Origin of the sequence: Sorangium sp. So ce1014 (assembly GCF_051521505.1) — a bacterium.
Lineage (GTDB): Bacteria > Myxococcota_A > Polyangia > Polyangiales > Polyangiaceae > Sorangium.
On record NZ_CP150356.1, the window covers coordinates 6156612 to 6178955 of the forward strand.

Annotated in this window: 13 protein-coding genes and 1 pseudogene; 4 read left to right on the forward strand and 10 right to left on the reverse strand. The window is 72.2% G+C overall.

All coding sequences use genetic code 11. The features are described from left to right. Positions 1-651, forward strand: a pseudogene (locus WME75_RS23155) (DNA alkylation repair protein); the annotation flags it as partial. A 322-nt stretch (positions 652-973) separates the two neighbouring features. Here the strand turns inward: WME75_RS23155 and WME75_RS23160 are convergent. Further along, on the reverse strand, positions 974-1522 hold the full coding sequence (locus tag WME75_RS23160) for a DUF892 family protein (protein WP_437494617.1): 549 nt from the start codon (positions 1520-1522) through the stop codon (positions 974-976). Positions 1523-1758: 236 nt separating this feature from the next. Next, a complete protein-coding gene (locus tag WME75_RS23165) occupies positions 1759-4305 on the reverse strand; it encodes a DEAD/DEAH box helicase (RefSeq protein ID WP_437494619.1) in 2547 nt (848 codons plus the stop codon). 343 nt (positions 4306-4648) lie between these two features. Between WME75_RS23165 and WME75_RS23170 the strand changes: the two genes are divergently transcribed. Beyond that, positions 4649-7438, forward strand: coding sequence for a PAS domain-containing hybrid sensor histidine kinase/response regulator (locus WME75_RS23170; protein WP_437494621.1), 2790 nt, complete (start codon positions 4649-4651; stop codon positions 7436-7438). A 79-nt stretch (positions 7439-7517) separates the two neighbouring features. After that, entirely contained in the window at positions 7518-7844 is a 327-nt protein-coding gene (locus WME75_RS23175; RefSeq protein ID WP_437494623.1) for a rhodanese-like domain-containing protein, read from the forward strand. 24 nt (positions 7845-7868) lie between these two features. Here WME75_RS23175 and WME75_RS23180 read toward each other — a convergent pair whose 3' ends face one another. The 8 genes from WME75_RS23180 to WME75_RS23215 all read right to left on the reverse strand — a co-directional run bounded on the left by WME75_RS23180 (position 7869) and on the right by WME75_RS23215 (position 18888). Then, a complete protein-coding gene (locus tag WME75_RS23180; protein WP_437494625.1) occupies positions 7869-8192 on the reverse strand; it encodes a hypothetical protein in 324 nt (107 codons plus the stop codon). Positions 8193-8229: 37 nt separating this feature from the next. Beyond that, complete coding sequence (locus tag WME75_RS23185; protein WP_437494627.1) at positions 8230-10506, reverse strand: serine/threonine-protein kinase; 2277 nt, start codon at positions 10504-10506, stop codon at positions 8230-8232. Positions 10507-10704: 198 nt separating this feature from the next. Then, the gene (locus WME75_RS23190) at positions 10705-11319 is read right to left on the reverse strand and encodes a hypothetical protein (RefSeq protein WP_437494629.1); all 615 of its coding nucleotides are present in this window, start codon (positions 11317-11319) and stop codon (positions 10705-10707) included. 158 nt (positions 11320-11477) lie between these two features. Beyond that, positions 11478-12746 carry a toll/interleukin-1 receptor domain-containing protein gene (locus WME75_RS23195; RefSeq protein ID WP_437494631.1) on the reverse strand — a complete coding sequence of 423 codons (1269 nt, stop codon included), beginning with the start codon at positions 12744-12746 and terminating at the stop codon, positions 11478-11480. 237 nt (positions 12747-12983) lie between these two features. Further along, the gene (locus WME75_RS23200; protein ID WP_437494633.1) at positions 12984-15134 is read right to left on the reverse strand and encodes a tetratricopeptide repeat protein; all 2151 of its coding nucleotides are present in this window, start codon (positions 15132-15134) and stop codon (positions 12984-12986) included. Between the two features lie 259 nt (positions 15135-15393). Beyond that, positions 15394-15936 (reverse strand): nucleotidyl transferase AbiEii/AbiGii toxin family protein, encoded by a 543-nt coding sequence (locus tag WME75_RS23205; protein WP_437494635.1) that lies wholly within the window; start codon positions 15934-15936, stop codon positions 15394-15396. Positions 15937-16009: 73 nt separating this feature from the next. After that, positions 16010-16228: a hypothetical protein gene (locus tag WME75_RS23210; RefSeq protein WP_437494637.1), complete on the reverse strand. Its 219-nt coding sequence runs from the start codon at positions 16226-16228 to the stop codon at positions 16010-16012. A gap of 218 nt (positions 16229-16446) precedes the next feature. Further along, complete coding sequence (locus WME75_RS23215) at positions 16447-18888, reverse strand: tetratricopeptide repeat protein (protein ID WP_437494639.1); 2442 nt, start codon at positions 18886-18888, stop codon at positions 16447-16449. A 575-nt stretch (positions 18889-19463) separates the two neighbouring features. On the opposite strand from WME75_RS23215, the gene WME75_RS23220 reads away from it, so the two are divergent. Beyond that, positions 19464-22205 carry a helicase HerA-like domain-containing protein gene (locus WME75_RS23220; protein WP_437494641.1) on the forward strand — a complete coding sequence of 914 codons (2742 nt, stop codon included), beginning with the start codon at positions 19464-19466 and terminating at the stop codon, positions 22203-22205. The last annotated feature ends 139 nt before the right edge of the window (positions 22206-22344 follow it).

Genomic DNA, 22344 nt, shown 5'->3' on the forward strand with positions numbered 1-22344 from the left:
ATGAATTTCACCGAGGTGATGCGCGAGCTCGAGCGGCTCGGCACCGAGCAGAACCGGAAAGTCTACCGGCGCCACGGCGCGACCGAGCCGCTCTTCGGCGTGAGCTTCGCTCACATGAACACGCTGGAGAAGCGGATCAAGCGCGATCACGAGCTCGCCGAGGCGCTCTGGGCGACGGGCAACTCCGACGCGCGGACGCTGGCGGCGGCGATCGCCGATCCGGGGCGCTTCACCCGGGACCAGCTCGAGGCGTGGCTCGACGGCCTGCGCTCGCCGCTCCTCGTCGATCTCTTCGTGAAGCACATCGCCGCGAAGACCCCGTTCGCCCGCGCGGCGATGGAGCGCTGGACCGCATCGGACGACGAGTGGGTCGGCCGGGCGGGCTGGACGCTCCTCGGCGCGCTCGCGACCGGGGACCCGTCGCTGCCCGACAGCCTGTTCGAGGAGCGGCTCTCGGTGCTCGAGGCGTCGATCCACGAGGCCGGGAACCGCGCCCGGGAAGCGATGAACAGCGCGCTCATCAGCATCGGCTCGCGGAGCGAGCCGCTGCGGGGAAAGGCGCTCACGGCGGCGAGGCGCATCGGCAAGGTCGACGTCGATCACGGCGAGACGAGCTGCAAGACGCCGGACGCGACCGCTTACATCCAGAAGATCTGGGCCACCCGGAAGCCGGCCGCCGCGCCAGCGGCCAAGCCGGCCAGGGCCGGCGCCGCAAAGCCGGACGCCGCCAAGCCGGCCAGGGCCGGCGCTGCGAAGCCGGCCAGGGCCGCCTCCGCCAGGCCGGACGCCGCCAAGCCGGTCAGGGCCGGCGCCGCAAAGCCGGCCGCCGCCAAGACGGCCAGGAGGGTCAAGGCGCGCGGCGGCGGCGACAAGGCCGCCCCCGCCGCGGAGAAACCGAAGCGCGGCGCCTCGCCCCGCGCCGCCCCGCGCCGGGGCTGATCCCGAGGGCGCGCGCCGCCCGGCGCCGGGTCGGTCACGTCGGATGCGCCGCCGCGATGGCCTCGTCCGGCGGCCCGAGCAGCTCCTTGCGCGTGAGCCGCTCGACGACCTCGCGCGTGAGGATGAGGTGGTCCTCCTCCTCGTGCAGGCGGCGCCGGAGCGCGTCCCTCGCCTCGCCGTCGTCCGCCTCGTCGGCGAGCTCCAGCAGGAGCTCCCAGCCGGCGTTGTCGACGAGCTCCGCGGTGAGCAGCGCGTGGAAGAGGTGGGTCGGGTTCTGATCCCCGTCGAGCACCACCTGCTCGATGCCTTGCGACTCGATCGCGATCAGCCGCGACATCTCGGTCTCGGCGTGCGCGTCCCCGCCGAGCGCGCGGATCTGCGCCTCGAGCCACTCCTCGTGCTCCTTCTCCTGATCCCGGTGGGTCTTGAGCTGGCCGAGCAGGTTCAGCAGGCCGGGTTCAGCCGTGCGGCCGACCTTCTCCATGATGGAGTCGTAGAGCTTCACGCTCGCGCGCTCGAACGTCAGCCGCTCGTTGAGCAGGTCGATGGCCTTGTCCTTGTTCACCTGTGCAAGCTTCTGCATGGATGCCTCCGGCCGGGGCAGATGCGATTCGCAGGCCGCCGCGCCGCGGCGGGTCCTGTGGGCCGTGTGCGCGAAGTGCACGTTCTCCTCCATGAGCCCGTGCATCAGGCAGCAGTGGAGGACACGTCGTAGGAGGACACGTCGTATCGAGCGCGCTGCCTCTTCGGCGACGCTGCCTCCTCGGCGACGCGGACCCGCGCGTGCGCCCGCGTGGGCCCGCGTGGGCCCGAGGCCCGTCAGCTCGCGATACGCCGGAGCACGATGACCGGCCGCCCCGCGTCGCGCGAGCGCTCGAGATCCACCTTGCAGTCGAGCATCCAGTCGTTGTGGTCGTCCGGATCGGCGATGATCTGCTGGACCGCCCAGGAGCCGCCGTCCTCGGCGGGGTGGATGATCGTGTTGCTCGGGCTCCGGGCCGCCGGGTCGGTGCGGATCGCGCCGTGCTCCGCGTGATATCCGCGGAGCGCCTCCTCCAGCCGGTCGGCGGTCCAGGGCGCCTCCTCGCCCTCGACCATCTCGGCGGCCACCTCGTAGTCGCGGCGGGACAGCGCGCGCAGGAAGAAGAACAGCTCGTTCCTGACGAGCACCGTGAACTCCTTCACGTTGCGCGTGACGTCGAACGCGATCGGCTCGACCGTGCCCGAGGCCCCCGCGCGCGGCTGGTACGACGGGTCGCGCAGCCGCTCCCACTCGTCGAGCAAGCTCGAGTCCACGCCGCGGATGAGCGCCCGGAAATAGGCGATCATTTCGATCGTGTCGCTGTCCTTCGCGTAGTCGGGCACCGTCTGGACCAGCGCCTTGTACACCTCGGACACGTACCGGAGGAGCAACCCCTCCGCCCGCTCCAGGTTGTACTCGCGGATGTACTCGCCGAACGACAGGTATTGCTCGTACATCTCGCGCGCCACGCCCTTCGGCCGGATGTTCTCCTGCCCCACCCAGGGGTGCCGCCGCGCATAGTCGTTGAACGTCCCGTAGATGAACTCCCGGTTCGGCTTCGGATAATCGAGCTTGTCGAGCTCCTGCATCCGCTGCTCGTACTCCACCCCCGCCGCCTTGAGCTCCGCGAGCTTCTCCGTCTTCACCCGATCGAGCTGCTTCTGCAGGATGAGCTCGGGGTTCTCCAGGATCGACTCGACGAGCGTGAGCAGATCGAGCGGATACGTGCCGCTCTCGGGGTCCAGCTTGGCCACCGTCTCGAGGACATAGAGCGAGAGCGCGTGGTTCAGCGAGAAGTCCTCCTGGAGATCCGCGTTGATGCGGATGCGCTTGCCAGGCCCGTCCTCCCTCGGGACGAACTCGATGATGCGCGCCTCCACGAGCGAGCGGAAGAGGAGCATCGCGGTCTTGCCGTGCTGCCGCCGGACCGCGGGCCGGTCGTGCGTGCTGCGGATGAGCCGCTTCAGCGCGCGACACCCGCCCTCCTCGCGGCCGAGCACGTTGACCAGCAGGCCGTGCGTGACCTGGAACCGCGACACGAGCGGCTCGGGCGGCGACTGGATCAGCCGCTCGAACGTCGCCCGATCCCAGTGCACATAGCCCTTCTCCGGCGGCTTCTTCTTGACGATCTTCCGCCGCTTCGCCGGGTCGCTCCCCGCCTTCGCCTCGAGCCTCATGTTCTCGATGACGTGCTCCGGCGCCTGCGCCACGACGCTCCCCTGCGTGTCGAACCCCTTCCGGCCAGCCCGGCCGCTGATCTGCTGGAAGTCACGCACGCTCAGGACGGCCGTCTTCTCGCCGTCGAACTTGCAGAGCTTCGTGAACAGCACCGTGCGGATCGGGATGTTGACGCCGACGCCGAGCGTGTCGGTGCCCGAGATGATCTTGAGGTGCCCCTGCTGCGCCAGCTTCTCGACAAGGAGCCGGTACTTCGGCAAGAGCCCGGCGTGGTGGAGCCCGATGCCGTGCCTGACGAAGCGCTGCACCTCGCGGCCATAAGGGCTCGAGAACTTCACCCCGGCGAGGGCGGCGTGGATCGCCCGCTTCTCCTCCTTGGTGCAGTAGTCCTGGCTCATCAGGTTCTGCGCCTCCTCGGCGCAGGCCCGCTGGGTGAAGCTCACGATGTAGATCGGCGCCTTGCCGTTCTTGGCGAGGTTCGCCACCGTCTCGTGGAGCGGCGTCTCGCGGTACTCGTAGTCGAGCGGGACCGGGCGCACCGTCGACTTGACGACGGCGGTCTGCTCGCCGGTGAGCCGCGTGATCTCCTCCTGGAAGAACTCGGTGCCTCCCAGCGTGGCGCTCATGAGCAAGTACCTCGCCTGAGGCAGCGTGAGCAGCGGGATCTGCCAGGCCGCCCCGCGGTCGCGATCCGAGTAGTAGTGGAACTCGTCCATGACCACGTAGTCACAGAGCGCCTTCTCCCCCTCGCGGAGCGCGATGTTCGCGAGGATCTCCGCGGTGCAGCAGAGGATGGGCGCGTCGCGGTTCACCGCCGCGTCGCCGGTCAACATACCCACGTTCTCGGGGCCGAAGTCGTTGCAGAGCGAGAAGAACTTCTCGCTGACGAGCGCCTTGATCGGGCACGTGTAGTACGACTTCATGCCCTCGGCCATCGCCTTGAAGTGCATGGCGGCCGCGACGAGCGACTTGCCCGAGCCGGTCGGGGTGTTGAGGATGACGTTCTTGCCGCCGAAGATCTCGAGGATGGCCTCCTCCTGCGCCGGGTAGAGCTCGAGTCCCCGCTCGGCGACATAGTCGAGGAAGCCGTTCAAGAGATCGTCGGCCACGAAGTCGTGGGACGACGGCGGGAGGCGGGCGAGGAGCGGAGCAGCGGATTGATCCATGGCGGCTGGGACGCCCGTCAAGGGGGCGCACCCTGCAGAAGCCTGGTTCCAGGGAAAAATGCAAGCAAACTCCTCCCTGTCCCGGTCGGATTCCCCGGCTCCGCGCGAGCCCCGGACGGAACGGACTCCGGGGACAGCGCGGGTGGCGCGGGTGAGCCGATGACCTGCGCTCGATCCGGCGGCCATGCTGCCGCGCCCCGGCGTGTTCGTGATAGCGTGGCCGGACGAAACGGGGGAGCCGCGCGCGCACGTCCGGGGAACAGGTCGAGCGCGCCGGTGGCCGGAAGGCCGGAAGAGTGGACGGACAGCGATGGGGGAGACCGCCGGACAGCCAACCTGGGCGATGCGATCGTCCGGCAGGGGGAGCGTGCAGGTCGACGCGCCGAGCGGGCGGATCCTGCGCGCCAGCAGCTCGCTCTGCCAGCTGCTGGGCTACGCGGAGCGGGAGTTGCTCGGGAAGAAGCTGCTCGATCTGGCCCTGCCGGAGGACCGGGCAGGCGCGCAGGCCGCGTGGAGCGCGCTGCTCGACGCCGACGCCGAGGAGCTCACGTTCGAGATGCGCTGGCGCTGCAGGGACGGAGGCGTCCGCTCGCTCCAGGTGACTGGCGTCTTCGTCCGTGACGCCCTGGACCAGCCGTATCGCGCGGTGGTGTTCGTCGAGGACATCACCGCGCGGAGGCGCGCGGAGGAGCGGGCGCTCGCGGCGGAGCAGGCGCTGGCGGAGAGCGAGGCCCGGCTGCGGAAGCTCTTCTACAGCAACATGGCCCCGATGGCGTTCTGGATGCCTGACGGGCGGATCGTCGAGGCGAACGACGCGTATCTGCGGCTCGTGGGCCACTCGCGGGAGGATCTCGCGGCCGGCCTGGTCCGCTGGGATGCCGACCTGCCGCCGGAGGAGCGCCCCGCCGACGACCGTGCCCGGGCGGAGCTCCTGTCGAGCGGGTGGACGTTCACGCCCTTCGAGAGGACGCATGTGCGGCCCGACGGCACGCCGATCAAGATGCTCGTGAGCGGCTGTCTGCTGCCCCCGGGGCGGTTCGATGACGGCGGCTTCGTGCTCGCGCTCGACATGACGCCGCTCCGGCGCGCGGAGGAGGCGTTCCGGCAGAGCGAGCGGGCCTTTCGCGCCATCGGGGAGTCCATCGATTACGGCGTCTGGGTCAGCGATCTCGAGGGCCGGAACGTCTATGCCAGCGAGGCGTTTCTGCGCATGACGGGGATGACCCAGGCGCAGTGCTCGGAGGACGGGTGGCTCGACGCGCTCCACCCCGACGACCGGCACAAAATGGCGATCTTCGCGCGGTGCCTGCGGACGGGCGAGCCGTTCGAGGAAGAGCTCCGTTGTCTGGGCGCGGACGGCGCCGTTCACCCTGTCCTCGACCGGGCCGTCCCGATCCGCGACGAGCGGGGCGAGATCACCTCCTGGGTCGGCCTCTGTCTGGACATCAGCCGGCTCAAGCGCACGGAAGAGGCGCTGCGCGAGAGCGAGCGCCGGCTCCGCGCGGCGCTCGACGACGCGCGGCGGGTCATCGCCGAGCGCGAGCGCCTGGAGGACGAGCTCCGCCGGCGCGAGCGGCAGCTCACGTCGCTGATGGCGAGCTTGCCCGACGTGATCTTCCGGCTCGACCCGGAGATGCGGTGCACGTTCGCGACGTCCGCCATCGAGGCGATGACCGGGCTCCCGCCCGAGCACTTCCTCGGCAAACACGGCTCCGAGACCTGGCTCCCGAAGGAGATGTGCGAGGCCAGCGACGTCGCCTGCGGCGAGGCGGCGAGGACGGGCAAGCCGCAACGGATCGAGTTCAGCCTGGGCGAGCGGAGGTGCCGGACGCGCTTCATCCCCGAGCTCGGGCCCGACGGCGCGGTGGAGTCGTTCCTGGGGATCACCGAGGAGATCACCGCGGAGTGGCAGGCCGCGGAGGAGCGCCAGAAGCTGCTCGAGAGCGAGCGCGCCGCCCGTGACGAGGCGGAGCGCGTGAGCCGGGTCAAGGACGACTTCGTCGCGACGCTCTCGCACGAGCTGCGCTCGCCCATCAACGCCATCCTGGGCTGGGCGCGCATCCTGCGGAGCCGGGCGCCGGAGCCGCAGGCGCTCGCGCGGGGGCTCGAGGTCATCGAGCGCAACGCGCGGCTCCAGGCCGACATGGTCTCCGAGCTGCTCGACATGAGCCGGATCGTGTCGGGGAAGCTGCGGCTCGACGTCCAGCCGGTCGATCTGCAGGGGGTGCTCCAGAGCGCGCTCGAGGCGATCAAGCTCGCGGCCGAGGCCAAGGGGATCGCGATCCACGCGAGCGTCGATCCCGAGGCGAGCTCGCTCCGGGGCGACCCTGCGCGGATCCACCAGGTCGCCTGGAACCTCCTGTCGAACGCCGTGAAGTTCACGCCGGCGGGCGGTCGGATCGACGTCGCGCTGCGGCGCGCCGGGGCGCACGCCGAGCTGTCGGTGACCGACACCGGCCCGGGCATCGCCCCGCAGTTCCTGCCGCACCTGTTCGAGCGCTTCCGGCAGGCGGACGCGTCCTCGACGAGGAAGCACGGCGGGCTCGGCATCGGGCTCTCGGTCGTGAAGCACCTTGTCGAGCTGCACGGCGGCACGGTGGGGGTCGCGAGCCCGGGCGAGGGCCGGGGCGCGACGTTCACGGTGAGGCTGCCGCTCGCCGGCGTCTCGCAGCGGGCGCCCGGCGCGACGCAGCGGGCCACCTCGGCGCGCGCCGAGGCGCTGGCCGACTACCCGGCGGCCGATCTCACCGGCGTGCGGGTGCTTGTGGTCGACGACCAGCCCGACGCGCGCGAGGTCGCCCAGCGCGTGCTGGAGGAGTGCGCGGCGAGCGTCACGACGGCGGCGTCGGCCGCCGAGGCGATGGCGACGCTGGAGCGGGAGCGGCCCGACGTCCTCGTCAGCGACCTCGGGATGCCGGGCGAGGACGGCTTCCAGCTCATCCGCCGGATGCGGGGCCTCGACGAGGCGCGCGGGGGCGCAACGCCGGCCGTCGCGCTGAGCGCGCTGGCGCGGGCCGAGGACCAGGCGCGGGCGCTCGGCGCGGGGTACCAGGCGCACGTCGCGAAGCCGCTGGATCCGGCGGAGCTCGTGGGGGTGGTCGCGGCGCTCGTCAGGGAGCGGGCGGCGAGGTGAGAGGCGGTTGTTCCCGGGGAGCTCTTTGGATAGGTAGAGGCGTTCACGGCATCATCCCGGGGGCGATCGCGAGCAGACCATGGTCCAGCAGATTTCCGTGAAAGAGCTCTTTCTGAAGCTGAAGGCGAGGGAGCCCGTGGTCCTCCTCGACGTGCGTACGCCCGGCGAGCACGAGATCGCCGCGCTGCCGGACAGCACGCTGATCCCGCTGAACGAGCTCGCCGAGCGCGCGGACGAGGTCGCGCCCGCCGAGGGCGCGCTGGTCGTAGCGTACTGCCACCACGGCGTCCGGAGCCTCTCGGCCGCCGCGATCCTCGAGAAGCTCGGCCACGAGCGCGTCGCCTCGCTCCAGGGCGGCATCGACGCGTGGTCGATCCACATCGACGAGAGCATTCCGCGGTACTGAGGCGGGGCGCGGGCGCGGGCAGGGCTAGTTGAGGGAGGCGGCGCCGAGCCGGAAGTAGAGCTTTCGGCGCGCGCCGCACGCGCTGCAGGCGACCTGCGCGACGCGGAGGCGGACGCCGTCGAGCGTCTCGGCCGTGTGGTCCTCCATGCGGAGGGCGCCGCGGCATCGCGGGCACGGGATCGACCGCGCGGCCACCTCGACCTGCGAGGCCGCGTCGAGCGCGATGGCGCGCCCGGGGGAGTGGCCCGGCTCGAGCAGCGCGAGCCGCTCGATGTCGCGGGTGAGCTTCGCCGACGTGCGATCGCTTTCGCGCCGGGTGGCGCGGGCCGAGAGCTTCTTCTTCGCCATGGGGTCTCCCTTTTGTGCTCAGGGTCTGGCAGCTCAGCTACCTGTCGATCTTGATTTCCGAGGGAGCCGACCCCTTCGGCGGGTTCGCAGCGCTCTGGGCCGGGCGCACCGGGGGACGCCACCCCCTGTGCGGCGGGGGGTCGGGAGCCCTGGGCGCGGATGGAGCGGCGGAAGGAGCGGCGGAAGGCGCGGCGGGCGGCGACGGGGCCGCCGCGTCGGCCGCGTCGGGGTCGGGAGGGGGCTGCGCCACGCCCGCCGGGCCGCCGGGCTCTGCGGGGGCCGACGCCGTGGTGCTTGGCGGGGGCTCGAGCTCGCCCGCGACGTTGAGCACGGGGGCCAGGGCGGGCGCCGGTGAGCCCTGGCTGGACGACGGGACGACGTTCTGTGCGCTGCGGGACCAGAGCGTCGCCCCGAACGCGGCCGCGGCGGTCAGGGCGGCGGCCGCCACGATCCGCACGCCCGCGCGGCTGCGCTTGCGCAGCATGAGGGAGCTCTGCTGGCCGGGGTGGCTCTCGGTCACGACGGGCATGCTCCCGGCGCTCTCGTCGACGTCGGATGGTGCGCGCGACGCGAGCAACCGGTAGCGCCATGGCAGCGTGGGGCCATCGTCGCGCGCCATCGTCAGCGTGGGGCCATCGTCGCGCGCCATCGTCAGCGTGGGGCCGTCCTCGGAGGCCACCTTCAGCGTGGGGCCGTCCTCGGAGGCCACCTTCAGCGTGGGGCCATCGTCGCGCGCCATCGCCAGCGTGGGGCCGTCCTCGGAGGCCACCTTCAGCGTGGGGCCGTCCTCGCGCGCCATCGCCAGCGTGGGGCCGTCCTCGCGCGCCATCGCCAGCGTGGGGCCGTCCTCGGAGGCCGCCTTCAGCGTGGGGCCGTCCTCGCGCGCCATCGCCAGCGTGGGGCCGTCCTGCGCCATCGCCAGCGTGGGGCCGTCCTCGGAGGCCCGTGCCATCGTCAGCGTGGGGCCTTCCTCGGGGGCCATCCCGGGCGAGGGTCGGTCGTTCCGCGCCATCTTCAGCGTGGGTCTGCTGTCCTGCTCCGCGGGCAGCGTGGGGCCGCTGTTCCGCGCCATCTTCAGGGGAGTCCCGTCATCGACGGTCACGCTGGGGAGCGAGCAGGACGCCCCGGACGCGGCGTCGCTGCTGGAGCGGGCGACGACCAGGGTGCCCTCGCTGGGCAGGGTGGTCAGGTGGTCGCCGCAGCCGGGCGCGACCACCGTCGAGCAGGCACCTCGCCCTGCGCCCGTCCCTGGGTCGGCGTCCGGCTGCGGCAGGGTCGACGACGCGCCCTGGGGGTCGTTGGCCGCGGCCGGGAGCGTGCTCGCGACGCCGTCGCCCGGGGGTCCGAGGGGTCGTGACGAAGGAAAGGCCCTGCCCCGGGCGATCGCCGCGATCTGCGCCAGAGCGCGGGCAGAGTGCTCCGTACCGAACGGCGCGAGCTCGCGGGAGAGCTCCGCCACGCTCTGGACGCGCAGCTCCGGCTCTTTCTCGAGGCAGCGCAGGATGATGTCCTCGAGCTGGGCCGGCAGATCCATCCGGTGCACCCGCGGCGGCGTGGGCGCCTGCGTCACGATGGCGACGAAGAGCGCCGAGAGCTTGGACGCATCGAAGGGAAACCGCGCCGTCAGGAGCTGATAAAGAATGATGCCGAGCGACCAGAGATCGGTGCGCGCGTCGACGTGCTTCGAGCACCGCACCTGCTCCGGCGACATGTAGCAAGGGGAGCCGAGCATCATCTCGGACGCCGTGAGCTTGCCGTCGTCCTCGGGGGCTGCCGACTTGGAGAGGCCGAAATCGAGCACCTTGACGATGGGCGCGCCGGTCGCGCCGGTCGTGAGGAAGAGATTCCCCGGCTTCAGGTCCCGGTGGATGATGTCTCGCGCGTGCGCCTCGGCGACGGCCTCGCAGCCCTGGATCACGTAATCGACCGCCTCGGACACGGGCAAGGGGCCGCGCGAGTCGAGCTCCTGCTGGAGATCGCGGCCGCGCAGGTACTCCATGACGAGGTAGGGGATGCCGAGCTCGGCCGTGCCGACGTCGATGACGCGGGCGACGTGCTCGCTCCGGATCGCCGCCGCGGCGCGCGCCTCGCGCAGGAAGCGGGCGCTGGCGCCGGGCAGCGTCATCGTGCGGGGGAGGAGGAACTTGACGGCCACGCGCTGGCGCAGCGAGATGTGCTCCGCGGCGAAGATGGCGCCCATGGCGCCTCGGCCGAGGCTGCGCTCGAGGCGGTATTTCTGCGCGAAGATCTCGCCTATCGCTGGGATGCCCGCCGTTGACGCGGGGGCATCCGGCTTCGATGGCCCGACCTCCATCGGCACACTATAGCCGCGCCCACACCTTTTTTGGCACGAAGATGGGGGGCGTCGGCGGCGGAGGCGGCGAAATGCGGGGGTAACGGAACGCGGTCGCGGGGGCTGCGGGGGCGAGCGGCAACGCGTGCGCTCAGCGTGGGCTTCGCCGTGGGATCCTCATCCCCTGCACGCGGTGCAGGGCGCTCCCCTCTCCATCTCTCAGGGGGCGTCCGGCGGCGCCTCTTGAAGGAGCTTCACGAAGCCAGGGCGCGCCATCGCCTTCGCGTCGAACTTCGGCGAGACCGCGCGGTCGATGCGGCACAGCGAGGTGAGCGTCGTGCCCTCGAACGGGAGCACCGTGCAATGTCCGAGCGGCTCGAACCCGAGCACGGCGCGCCCGTCACGGTCGACGACCGGCTCGCCGAGCACCTCGTAGAGGTCGTGGGAGCGAACACCGTCGCCCGGTCCCAGGTTGAGCGACAGGTCCACGGCCGTGCCTGCCTGGGCCGCGCTCCCCGGCGCGTCGTAGCCACCCCAGCACTTGCCCGCGCGGAGCCGCGTGTCGGACTTGAAGTCTGCGACGGGCAAGCCCTGTCCGGCGAGCGCTGCGTCGACAGGGCTCCTGGGACGGCAATACCATGTCACCGTGTTCTCGACCGCCGAGACGACCTGGACGAGGCCGATGCGCAGGCGTGTGTCGTTGTGCAGGGGCTGGGGGTCGAGCACATAGAGGAGCTCTCCGCGCTTGTAGCGGTCCGGCGGCGCCGTGAGGAAGAGGTGGTCGCCGCGCGCGCGGAGGCTCGGCCCGGCGGCGGCCGGGGTGGGCGCGGCCAAGGGAGCGGTCGCCAGCACCGGAGGCCGCCGCGCGGATGGGGTCGATGGGACGGTGGCGCCGGAGGGCGCTCCTGCACAGGCGAGGTGGAGCGCAATGGCGAGGAGAGCAGGGGTCCGCGTGGGATGCATCAGATGCGATATCCGCGGTGCGCGCGAGGTCATGGGGTGCAGAGAGACCACGTGATGGGCGTCTTCAACGTCACGGTCGCCACCCGGTCATCGCGGATGCAGCCGGGGCCTGACCCGTCGATACGGCACGTCGCCCGCAAGCCCGCGAGCTCGGGCTGCGGGCTTGCGGGCGACAGGCACGCGCGGGTGGTGCCCTGCGGGAGACGGCGATTCCCGATGTCCAGCGTGCAGCGTTGGCCATGGCAGGTCGCCCACCCGGAGGTCGCGAACTTCATGGGATCCACCGTGACCCCCGCGTCCGCGGCGCTGGCCAGGGCGCTGGTGCCCTTCGGGCGCGGTGGAGTCGTTCCCGGCGTGAGCGGCTGGCCGGGCGCGCCGGAATCCAGCGCAGCGGCATCGGGCCCGGCGTCGGCTGCGAGGTCACCCCCGCCGGGGCCTGCGGACGGTGCGGGCGTGCTCGGAAGCTCGGGTGCCGGCTTCGGTGGAGGCGGGGGCTCCGGCATGCGCGCGGCGTAGAGCAGCACGAGCGCCAGCGCTGCGAGCTCCGCGACCGCGAGGCGGTAATGGTGGAACGTGAGCTCGATCCCGATGGTCGCCGCCAGGACCGCAGGGGCGACGAGCGAGGCGCACTGCCGGATGATCGGGTCGGGGTGGCTGTGATGCACGAGCGGCGCGAGCGCCGACGCCGCGGCGAGTGCGCGCGCGGTCCACAAAAGCGCGCGCTTGCTGCGCGGCTCCGGCGCGGGCTGCGGGGAGGCCGGGGCCGCTTTCGGCGCGGGCTTCGGGGCAGCCGCGGGCGCCGGGGCGCTGGCCGCGCCGCGGATCGCGGCCAGGAGCTCGGGGACGAGCGCGTCGAGGCCGGCCTCACCGTGCAATCGGACCCATCGGCGGATGCGCAGCGCCGGCGGGAGCGGGGCGATGTCCTCGAGCAGGACGGGCAGGATCACGCCGTGGCGCGCGTCGGGGTCGGAGAAGAGCGCGACGTGGCGCTCCACCGTGGCCCAGCCGGAGTCGAGCGAGGCGCGCGAGACGAGGACGATGAGGTGCCGGCTGCTCTCGAGGCCTTTCTCGATCGCCGCGGTGAGGTTGGCGCCGATCGGGATCTGCTGATCGTCGATCCAGACACGGAGGCCGGCGTCGACCAGCCGCTTGTGGAGCGCGCGGGCGATGGGTTTGTCGGCCCAGCTATAGGAGAGGAAGGCGTCGAACGCGTGCTGTCCCGCTTCGCCTGGTGTGGCGTTGCCGTGCTCGGGAGAAGGCGAGTCGGCGGGCGTCGGGTGGGAAGGGACGTCGGTCACGTGGCGGTCCAGAGGAGGGTCCGGCGACCGGGCGCGATCCTGCGCTATCCGGGCAGCGGAGAGCAGGCTAACCGACCTTCTGGAGCGTGGGAAGTGCGCTACCTGGCGCCGGCAGCCGCCCGCAGGGACGCGCGGCCTCGGCGATCGGCCGCGCTGGGCTGGCCGCGGAGCCCGGGGGCGGTGGGCGTGGCTCCGCGGCGGTCGGTGGCGCGCAGGGCTGCTGCGGCGGTCTGATCTTCACGGCGGGAGCGAGGCGAGCTGCTCCTCGAGCTCCTTCACCTCGCGGGACATCTGGAGAACGCGGTAGAGGGCGATGGCTGCGGTCAACCGCGCGCGGGCGCTTGTGTGCTTGCCCTCGACACGGTCGAAGATACCCAACCAGCTTAGACATTGGGCCTCGTACTCGGCGTAGCGGCGGACACGTGCCCGCTCGAGAGTCTCTTCGAGGTGTCGCCGGGCTTCGTCGCGCCGGCCGCCACGGAAGTCGAGCACGGCCATGTCGATGCGCGTGGCGAGCTCCCCCTGCACATTCCCGATGCGCCGCTTGAGCTCCAGCGACTTTTCGTACTGCTCGCGCGCCTCGCCCACTCGCCCCTGCTGCGCTTCCAGCGCCGCGAGGTTGTGCAGCGTCGCCGCCTCCCCTGACGCATCCCCGATGCGCCGCCTGAGGTCCAGCGACTTTTCGAACTGCTTGCGCGCCTCGTCCACTCGCCCCTGCTGCGTGTCCAGCGCCGCCAGCGCATTCAGCGTCGCCGCCTCCCCCTGCACACCCCCGATGCGCCGCGATAGCTCCAGCGACTTTTCGAGCTGCTTGCGCGCCTCGTCCACTCGCCCCTGCTGCGCGTCCAGCACCGCCAGCGCCTGCAGCGTCGCCGCCTGCGCCTGCACATCCCCGATACGCCGCGATAGCTCCAGCGACTTGTCGTACTGCTTGCGCGCCTCGTCCACTCGCCCCTGCTGCGCGTCCAGTGAGGCGAACTCGTTGAGCGCAAACGCCAGCCATCGCTCGTTCCCGGTCGCTTCTGACCACTGCCGCAGGGCTCCGAGGTGCGCCCGCGCCGCGTCGACCTTACCTTCCCGGACATCGATGAGCGCCAGCTGAGCGCGCCCCGATTGCTCCCAGTGCGCTGCGCCCGCGGTCCGCGCACGTTTCATCAGCACGTTGGCCTGCTCCCGCGCCGCCACCGTCTGCCCCTCGGTGTACAGGGCATAAGCCAGCGACCGTCGCCCCCGCAGCTCGTCCTCGCCCTGCAGCACCCCCTGGCTCAGCGCCTTGCCGAGGTACACGCGTGCGTCGGCATACCGCTGGGCGTCGTACGCCACCGACCCCAGGATCGCCGCCGCCAGCGCCACAGGCTCCAGCGGCCGCGCGCCCTTCAGGGTGAACCCGGCGTCGTCGAAGCTCCCCCTCACCTCGTTCCCCCTGTACGCCGCCCGCTCCAGCCGCTCCGGCTCCACCACCGTGAACCGCGGCAGCGCGCAGCCCGCCTTGTCGCAGCGCATCGAGCCCCACACCACGATGTGCGCCCCGAACCGCTTGCCGATCGCCCGCGCCTCCGCGTGACCCTCCTCGTCCGACCGGTCCACCCGCACCCGCTGGCTGCCCTCATAGCGCACCGTCAGCCCCTCCAGCCCAGCCGCCGCATTCCCGAGCTCGTTCGCGAGCTGCTTCGCGAATCCCCTCCCCGCCTTCGCCTCCCGCGTGTCCTGCTCGTCCGCCGGATCGAAGTTCACGACAAGGATGGACACCGGCGCGCTGGCGCCGAGCACCCCCTCGTCCGCCGCGCGGAGGTACACGACGGGTTGCCCCTCGCGCGCGGGCTCGCCATCGAGCGCCACCGCCCACGCGTGCAGCTCCCCGAGCTCCTTGACCTGCATGCGGCCCACGATCTCGTTCGCGTCCCGCGCCGACCGCACCGTGTAGACGTCGCCCTCGACCGCGCCGTCCGCCTTTCCCACGCCGAGCTGCACCCGCCCGCCGTCGACCCGAAGCACCCGGCCCACGTGCTTGCCGAGCTGCGCCCGCTCCTCCTTGCCGATCTTGCCGGCGCCGGCGCCGTCGAGCCGCGCGTCGGTCTGGTGCAGCACGCTCACCCGCGCCGCGTCCGCGAACGCCTCCACGAGCACCGCGATCGCCACCGGCCGTGCCGCCGTCAGCCCCGGTGGCTGCTGCGACAGCCGCACCCAGTCGCCCCGCTCCCAGCCGTGGCCCCGCGGCAGCCCCACCACGAACTGCCCGCCTTCGGCCAGCAGGCAGAACACCGGCTGGCCCGCCGCGGCCGGGCACAGCGACGGCGGCGGCGACGCGGCCACAGCGGCAGGCGGCTTCGACGGCGCAGGCTGCACCGGCGCCGACACAGCGCAGCCCGAGGCGAGCAACACCGCCATGGCGAGCCCTGCGCCGCTCCGCCGAACGCCACGCACGCGCTTCGTCCCCATGCACCTGCTCCCGTGGACACGAGCCTACGGCTGCGACCCACCGGGCTCAACAAGCAATCTGCGGAGCCAAGCTGATCGAGCGCGGCGGTCGCGCAGGACGCCCCGCTCCAGCAGCGCTCCTGGCGCTGGTCAACCTCAGCGGTCGCCAGCGCAGCCTCCGGATCGACGAGCTTGCCGGAGCTGCGCTCCATCAAGTCCCCGCGACGCATCATCGCTTGCGAGGACGAGTCTTCTTTTTCACCTTCGTCGGTGTCCGCTGGCGGAGCAACTTCACGAGATCGGTCACGAGCTCCGGCGAGTCCAGCGCCTCGGCGAACTCACGAACCGTCGAGACAACCCACTTCTCGTCGACATCGGCATGCGCGCTCAGGATGGATTCGATGTCCACCATGTCCCGCGAGCGATGGGCCACGGCCTTCATGACGAGGAGATCCTCGGGCATGGGAAGCGGAACGCGAAGGGCGCCTAGATCCGTCGGAACTGCGCGACGAACCGCGTTCTCCTCGAACGGCAGGGCGCCCATCGAGAGGTCGATCGGAACGCCGGAGCGGTCGTGTCGAAGGAGAAGGACGCGGTAGCTGAGGGCGAACCCCAGCGCATCCGGGATGCGGGGAACGATTCCATGCCGCTCCCCATCGGCCAGGAAGGCGGGCCACTCGTCGTGGTCCGGAAGCCACGCGACGACATCCACGTCTCTCGTCGTGCGGGGCTTGCTCAGGATCGACACCGCGACCCCGCCGATGATCAGCATGGGGACGCGGGACGCCTCCGACCACGCGAGGAGCGCGCGTACCGCGCCCTCGAGCTCCGCCAGCGAGCGCAACTCAGACACCAAGGCGCTCCGCGAGCAGGTTCCAGCGCCGGCGCACCTGTTCCACGTCTTTGTCCGCGTCGGTCGAGCTATCCAGTCCCCGGGCCACGCCCATGAGCATGGCGAGGTCGCGGAATTTTTCGGCCGGAGACATCGCCGCGAGCTCTGCCTGCTCGACCTCCACGACCCTCTCCCAGCGCTTCTTGTAGGCCCGGATGTCGTCCGCGTTCATGCGTTGATCCTACCACCTGAGACACGCTCGACGTCCGATCGTCGTTTTCTCCCCAGATTCGCTCGCCGCGCGCAGGCTGCGCCCGCGGCGCCGGCAACCGCCCGCAGGGACGCGCGGCCTCGGCGATCGGCCGCGCTGGGCTGGCCGCGGAGCCAAGGGCGGCAGGCGTGGCTCCGTGGCGGTCGGAGGCGCGCGGGACTGCCGCAGCGGTCTGGTCGTCAGGGCGGGAGCGAGGCGAGCTGCTCCTCGAGCTCCTTCACCTCGCGGGGCATCCGGAGACCGCGGTAGAGGGCGAGGGCCGCGGTCCACCGCGCGCGGGCGCTCGCGTGCTTGCCCTCGTCACGGTCGAAGATCCCCAGCCAGTCGAGGCACCGAACCTCGTACTCGGCGTGGCGGAGGGCACGCGCCCGCTCGAGGGTCTCTTCGAGGTGTCGCCGGGCCTCGTTGCGCCGCCCGCTGCGGAAGTCGAGCACGGCCATATTGATTTGGGTAGCGAGCTCACCCGCCATATCCCCGATGCGCCGATTGAGCTCCAGTGACTTTTCGTACTGCTTGAGCGCCTCGTCCACTCGCCCCTGCTGCGCTTCCAGCCCAGCGAGCTGGTGCAGCGTCGCCGCCTCCCCCTGCGCATCCCCGATGCGCCGCGACAGCTCCAGCGACTTTTTGTACTGCTTGCGCGCCTCGTCCACTCGCCCCTGCTGCGCTGCAAACCCCGCGAGCTGGTGCAGCGTCGCCGCCACCCCCTCCACATCCCCGATGCGCCGCGTGAGCTCCAGCGACTTTTCGTACTGCTTGCGCGCCTCGTCCACTCGCCCCTGCTGCGCTTCCAGCCGAGCGAGCTCGTGCAGCGTCGACGCCTCCCCCTGCACATTCCCGATGCGCCGCTTGAGCTCCAGCGACTTTTCGTACTGCTTGCGCGCCTCGTCCACGCGCCCCTGCTGCGCTTCCAGTACCGCGAGATTGTGTAGCGTCGACGCCTCCCCCTGCACATTCCCGATGCGCCGCGACAGCGCCAGTGACTTTTCGTACTGCTTGCGCGCCTCGTCCACTCGCCCCTGCTGCGCTTCCAGTACTGCGAGCTGGTGCAGCGTCGACGCCTCCCCCTGCACATCCCCGATGCGCCGCCTGAGCGCCAGCGACTTTTCGTACTGCTTGCGCGCCTCGTCCACTCGCCCCTGCTGCGCTTCCAGCCACGCGAGCTGGTGCAGCGCAAACCCGAACAGTTCCTCGTCTCCGGCCCCTTCGGACCACTGCCGTATTGCTCCGAGGTGCGCCCGCGCGGCGTCGACCTTGCCCTCCCGGCCGTCGATGCGCGCCAGCTCCGCGCGCCCCGACTGCTCCCAGCGCGCTGCGCCCGCCGTCCGCGCACGTTTCATCAGCACGTTGGCCTGCTCTCGTGCCGCCACCGTCTGCCCCTCAGTGTACAGGGCATAGGCCAGCGAGTGTCGCCCCCGCAGCTCGTCCTCGCCCTGAAGCACCCCCTGGCTCAGCGCCTTGCCGAGATACACGCGTGCGTCGGCATACCGCTGGGCGTCGTACGCCACCGATCCCAGGATCGCCGCCGCCAGCGCCACCGGCTCCAGCGGCCGCGCGCCCTTCAGGGTGAACCCGGCGTCGTCGAAGCTCCCCCGCACCTCGTTCCCCCTGTACGCCGCCCGCTTCAGACGCTCCGGCTCCACCACCGTGAACCGCGGCAGCGCGCAGCCCGCCTTGTCGCAGCGCATCGAGCCCCACACCACGATGTGCGCCCCGAACCGCTTGCCGATCGCCCGCGCCTCCGCGTGCCCCTCCTCGTCCGACCGGTCCACCCGCACCCGCTGGCTGCCCTCGTAGCGCACCGACAGCCCCTCCAGCCCAGCCGCCGCATTCCCGAGCTCGTTCGCGAGCTGCTTCGCGAATCCCCTCCCCGCCTTCGCCTCACGGGTGTCCTGCTCGTCGGCCGGATCGAAGTTCACGACGAGGATCGACACCGGCGCATTGATGCCGAGCACCCCCTCGTCCGCCGCGCGGAGATAAACGACCGGCTGCCCCTCGCGCGCGGGCTCACCGTCGAGCGCCACCGCCCACGCGTGCAGCTCCCCGAGCTCCTTGACCTGCAAACGGCCCACGATCTCGTTCGCGTCCCGCGCCGACCGCACCGTGTAGACGTCACCCTCGACCGCGCCGTCCGCCTTTCCCACGCCGAGCTGCACCCGCCCGCCGTCGACCTTCAGCACCCGGCCCACGTGCTTCCCGAGCTGAGGCCGCTCCTCCTTCCCAATCTTGCCGGCACCGGCTCCGTCGAGCCGCGCGTCGGTCTGGTGCAGCACGCTCACCCGTGCCGCGTCCGCGAGCGCCTCCACGAGCACCGCGATCGCGACCGGCCGCGCCGCCGTCAGCCCCGGTGGCTCCTGCGACAGCCGCACCCAGTCGCCCCGCTCCCAGCCGTGCCCCCGCGGCAGCCCCACCACGAACTGCCCGCCCTCGGCCGGCAGGCAGAACACCGGCTTGCCCGCCGCCGCCGGGCACGACGACGGCGGGGGCGACGTGACCCCAGCAGCAGGCGTCTTCGACGGAGGAGGCTGCACCCGCGCCGGCCCAGCGCAGCCCGAGGCGAGCACCACCATCATGGCGAGCCCTGCGCTGCTCCGCCGAACGCCACGCACGCGCTTCGTCCTCATGCACCTGCTCCCGTGGACACGAGCCTATGGCTGCGACCCACCGGGCTCAACAAACAAGCCGGCGCCTCCAGCGACCGCTCCCGCGACCGCCGTCGCGCGATCGCTCCTGACAGCTACCTCGCCGCTGGAAGCAACCCCGCCGCGACCAACAGCCGTCGCTCCGAGAGCCGGCGCGGGTGGTTGAGCTGGAGCAGGCGCACCGTCACCCGTGCCACGGCGGACTTCGAGACGAACTCCTCGCCATGCACCTCGAAATGATCGCTTCACGCGTCCCGCCGCGGGTTGAACAAGGCCGTGAGCTCCCCGGTCTCCCCATCGATGGAAGCCAGATCGGTCCCTTTGGGCTTGTTGCACAGGACGCAAGAGAGGGCGAGATTCTCAGGTAGGGTCGCGCCACCATGCTTCATCATCAGGGACGTCCAGGGTGATCGACGACATGGCACCTCGTGCTGCGTTGGCTCGGGCGAGCGTACCCCATCCGGCGCGATCGCCGGCCCATCCCCTGCCCTGCAAGGCCCTCCCCGCCCCCGTCCAGCATTGCGACAGCCCTCCCGCCATGGCACGAGCGCGCCCTCATGCCGACCCGCCCCTTCGCCCTGGGCCGCTCCCGCCCGCTGTCGGGTGATCCCGGCGCCGCTGACGCGCGCCCGCTCGAGCTCCCCGCGCACCACCTCGTGACCCACGGCGTGGTCGTCGGCATGACCGGCAGCGGCAAGACCGGGCTCGTCATGGTGCTCGTCGAGGAGGCGCTCCGCTCGGGCGTCCCCGTGCTCATGGTCGACGTGAAGGGCGACCTCCCCAACCTGCTCTTCACCTTCCCCGGCCTCTCGCCGGCCGAGTTCGAGCCGTGGATCGACCCCTCCGCCGCCGCGCGCGACGGCCGCTCGACCGCCGACGTCGCCGCCGAGCTGGCGGCGCGGTGGCGCGCGGGGCTCGCCTCCTCGGGCCTCGGGCCGGCCGACGTCGCTGCGCTCCGCGCCTGCATGGCGCCGCGCCTGCTCACGCCGGGCACCACGGCGGGCGAGCCGATCCACGTGCTGTCGGCGCTCGAGGCGCCCTCGTCGCTGTGGGACGAGGACGAGGAGGCCGCCCGCGAGGCGCTCTCGGCCTCGCTGTCGCTCCTGCTCCGGCTCGTCGGCCGCGACCCGGATCCGGCGCGGAGCCGCGAGCACGTCCTGCTCGCGCACCTCGCCGAGCGGCGGCTGCGCGCGCGGCGGGCCGCCGGGCTCGAGGCGCTGCTCGCCGACCTCGCCGCGCCGCCGATCGCCGCGGTGGGCGCCCTCGCCGTGGACGAGTTCTTCGCCCCGAAGGAGCGGCAGGCGCTCGCGCGCGAGCTCAACACCCTGCTCGCCTCCCCCACGTTCGCCACGTGGCGCAAGGGCGCGCCGCTCGACGTCGCGGCGTGGCTCGCGCCGCAGGCCGGCAGCGGCGGCGGCAAGACCCCAGCGGTGATCGTCAGCGTCGCGCACCTCGACGACGACGAGCGGCTCCTCGTCCTCGGGCTGCTGTTCGATCAGCTGCTCTCGTGGGTGCGCGGCCTCTCCGGCACGAGCGACCTGCGCGCGCTCGTGGTCTTCGACGAGGTCTTCGGTTTCTTGCCCCCGCACCCGGCGAACCCGCCCACCAAGCGGCCGCTGCTCGCGCTCCTGAAGCAGGCGCGCGCCTTCGGGGTCGGCGTCGTCCTCGCCACGCAGAACCCGATGGACCTCGACTACAAGGCGCTCTCGAACGCCGGCGCGTGGTTCGTGGGCCGGCTCCAGACCGACGCCGACCGCGAGCGCGTCGTCGAGGGGCTCTCGGGCGCGGACGGGGGCGCCGGCGGCGTCGCGGCCGCGGCCCTCTCGGCCACGCTGAAGGCGCTCCCCCCGCGCACGTTCTTCGTGCGCGACGTCCACAGGCAGCCGCCGGCGTTCCTCGCCGAGACGCGGTTCAGCCTGTCGTGGCTGCGCGGCCCGGTCACCCGGCGCGAGGTCGGCCGCCTCGTCCGGAGCCTCTCCCCTCCTCCGGAAGCGCCCGCTCCGACACGCGATTCTCTGGATCCGAGGCGTGTTCACCCAGATTCTACAGATGATTCTCTGGATCCGAGGCGCGATTACCCAGAATTTACAGACAATTCTCTGGATCACAGGCGTGTTCACCCAGATTCTACAGATGATTCTCTGGATCCGAGGCGTAATTACCTAAATTCGACAGACGATTCTCTGGATCCGAGGCGTAATTACCTAAATTCGACAGACGATTCTCTGGATCCGGCGCGTGCTTCCCCAGATCCGACACGCGCTGCCCACGGTCCGTCGAGCCCAGCCCGGCGCGCGCCCGTGGGTCCGGGCGGCACGGTCCTCCTCGACCCGCGCCACGCGCCCTCCACCCCGCTGCCCGCGCGGCGCAGCGGGGCCGCTCGTGCGGACGCTGGCGCCCCCGCGCCGGCGGCCCCGCCCCCGGCAGCGCCGGCGCCCCCGCCACCGCCCGAGGGCTGGCGGAGCCTCTACGCGCACGCCCCTGCCGTCGCTCCGGAGGGCTTCCGCTACATCCCCTGGGTGGCCGCCTCCGTGATCGCTCACCTGCGCGACACGAAGCTCGGCGTCGCCCTCAACCGGAGCCAGCTCCTCGCCGCCCCGCTGCTGCCCGACGGCAAGCCGGATCTCTCGCGCGTCACCCGGCTCGACCCCTCGCTGCTCTCCCCATCGCCCGTGGCGGGCGCCCGCTTCGCCGAGCTGCCCGCCCCGCTCGCGAAGCGCACCGCGGCGCAGGCCGCGGCGCGCGCGCTCCGGGAGCACGTCTACCGCACGACCGAGGCCGCCGTGGCCGTCCACCGGGAGCTCGGGCTGGCGCAGGCGGAGGGCGAGCCGCTCGAGGCGTTCGCCGCCCGCTGCCGCGCCGCCGCGGCCCGCCTCGCCGCCGCCGAGCAGCAGCAGGTGATCGGGCGGTTCGCGCCCAGGATCGCGCGCCTCGGCGAGCGCATCGCCGCCGCGAAGGCGCGGTACGACCAGGCCGAGGCCGAGGTGGCCGCGCTCCCCGGCGCGGTGGGCGCCGCGCTGCTCGGGCTCGTCGCCGGCCGGGACACAGCCCGGCGCGCCGGGACCCAGCGCGACAAGGCCACCGCGAAGCTCGAGCGCGCGCGCCAGGAGTGGACCGAGGCGGACGCCGCGCTCCGCGACCTCCATGCGGCCCAGGGCGCCGAGCTCTCCGCGCTGGAGCAGCTCCCCCTCCACGCCGGCGAGGGCATCGAGACGAAGCGCCTCGTCCCCAGGAAGAACGACGTCGAGGTCGCCTTCGTCGCGCTCGCCTGGGCCGCGACGCTCGCCGGCCCCGCGTGAGCCCTCGCCCCGCGCCCCGCGCGCCCGCCCGAGGCGCTAAGCTCTCCCGCATGCACCCGATCGGCTCTCCAGCAGGCGGACATCGCGCAGCGCAGGCCCTCGCAGCGGAGCCCGCGCGGGTCCGCGGGCGGGCCTGACG

Coding starts and splice junctions, on each gene's coding strand:
- WME75_RS23160 (WP_437494617.1), bottom strand. CDS start 1,522: ATGCAGAAGCTTGCACAGGTGAACAAGGACAAGGCCATCGACCTGCTC.
- WME75_RS23215 (WP_437494639.1), bottom strand. CDS start 18,888: ATGAGGACGAAGCGCGTGCGTGGCGTTCGGCGGAGCAGCGCAGGGCTC.
- WME75_RS23185 (WP_437494627.1), bottom strand. CDS start 10,506: ATGGAGGTCGGGCCATCGAAGCCGGATGCCCCCGCGTCAACGGCGGGC.
- WME75_RS23180 (WP_437494625.1), bottom strand. CDS start 8,192: ATGGCGAAGAAGAAGCTCTCGGCCCGCGCCACCCGGCGCGAAAGCGAT.
- WME75_RS23175 (WP_437494623.1), top strand. CDS start 7,518: ATGGTCCAGCAGATTTCCGTGAAAGAGCTCTTTCTGAAGCTGAAGGCG.
- WME75_RS23170 (WP_437494621.1), top strand. CDS start 4,649: ATGCGATCGTCCGGCAGGGGGAGCGTGCAGGTCGACGCGCCGAGCGGG.
- WME75_RS23205 (WP_437494635.1), bottom strand. CDS start 15,936: ATGCTGATCATCGGCGGGGTCGCGGTGTCGATCCTGAGCAAGCCCCGC.
- WME75_RS23210 (WP_437494637.1), bottom strand. CDS start 16,228: ATGAACGCGGACGACATCCGGGCCTACAAGAAGCGCTGGGAGAGGGTC.
- WME75_RS23200 (WP_437494633.1), bottom strand. CDS start 15,134: ATGGCGGTGTTGCTCGCCTCGGGCTGCGCTGTGTCGGCGCCGGTGCAG.
- WME75_RS23220 (WP_437494641.1), top strand. CDS start 19,464: ATGCCGACCCGCCCCTTCGCCCTGGGCCGCTCCCGCCCGCTGTCGGGT.
- WME75_RS23165 (WP_437494619.1), bottom strand. CDS start 4,305: ATGGATCAATCCGCTGCTCCGCTCCTCGCCCGCCTCCCGCCGTCGTCC.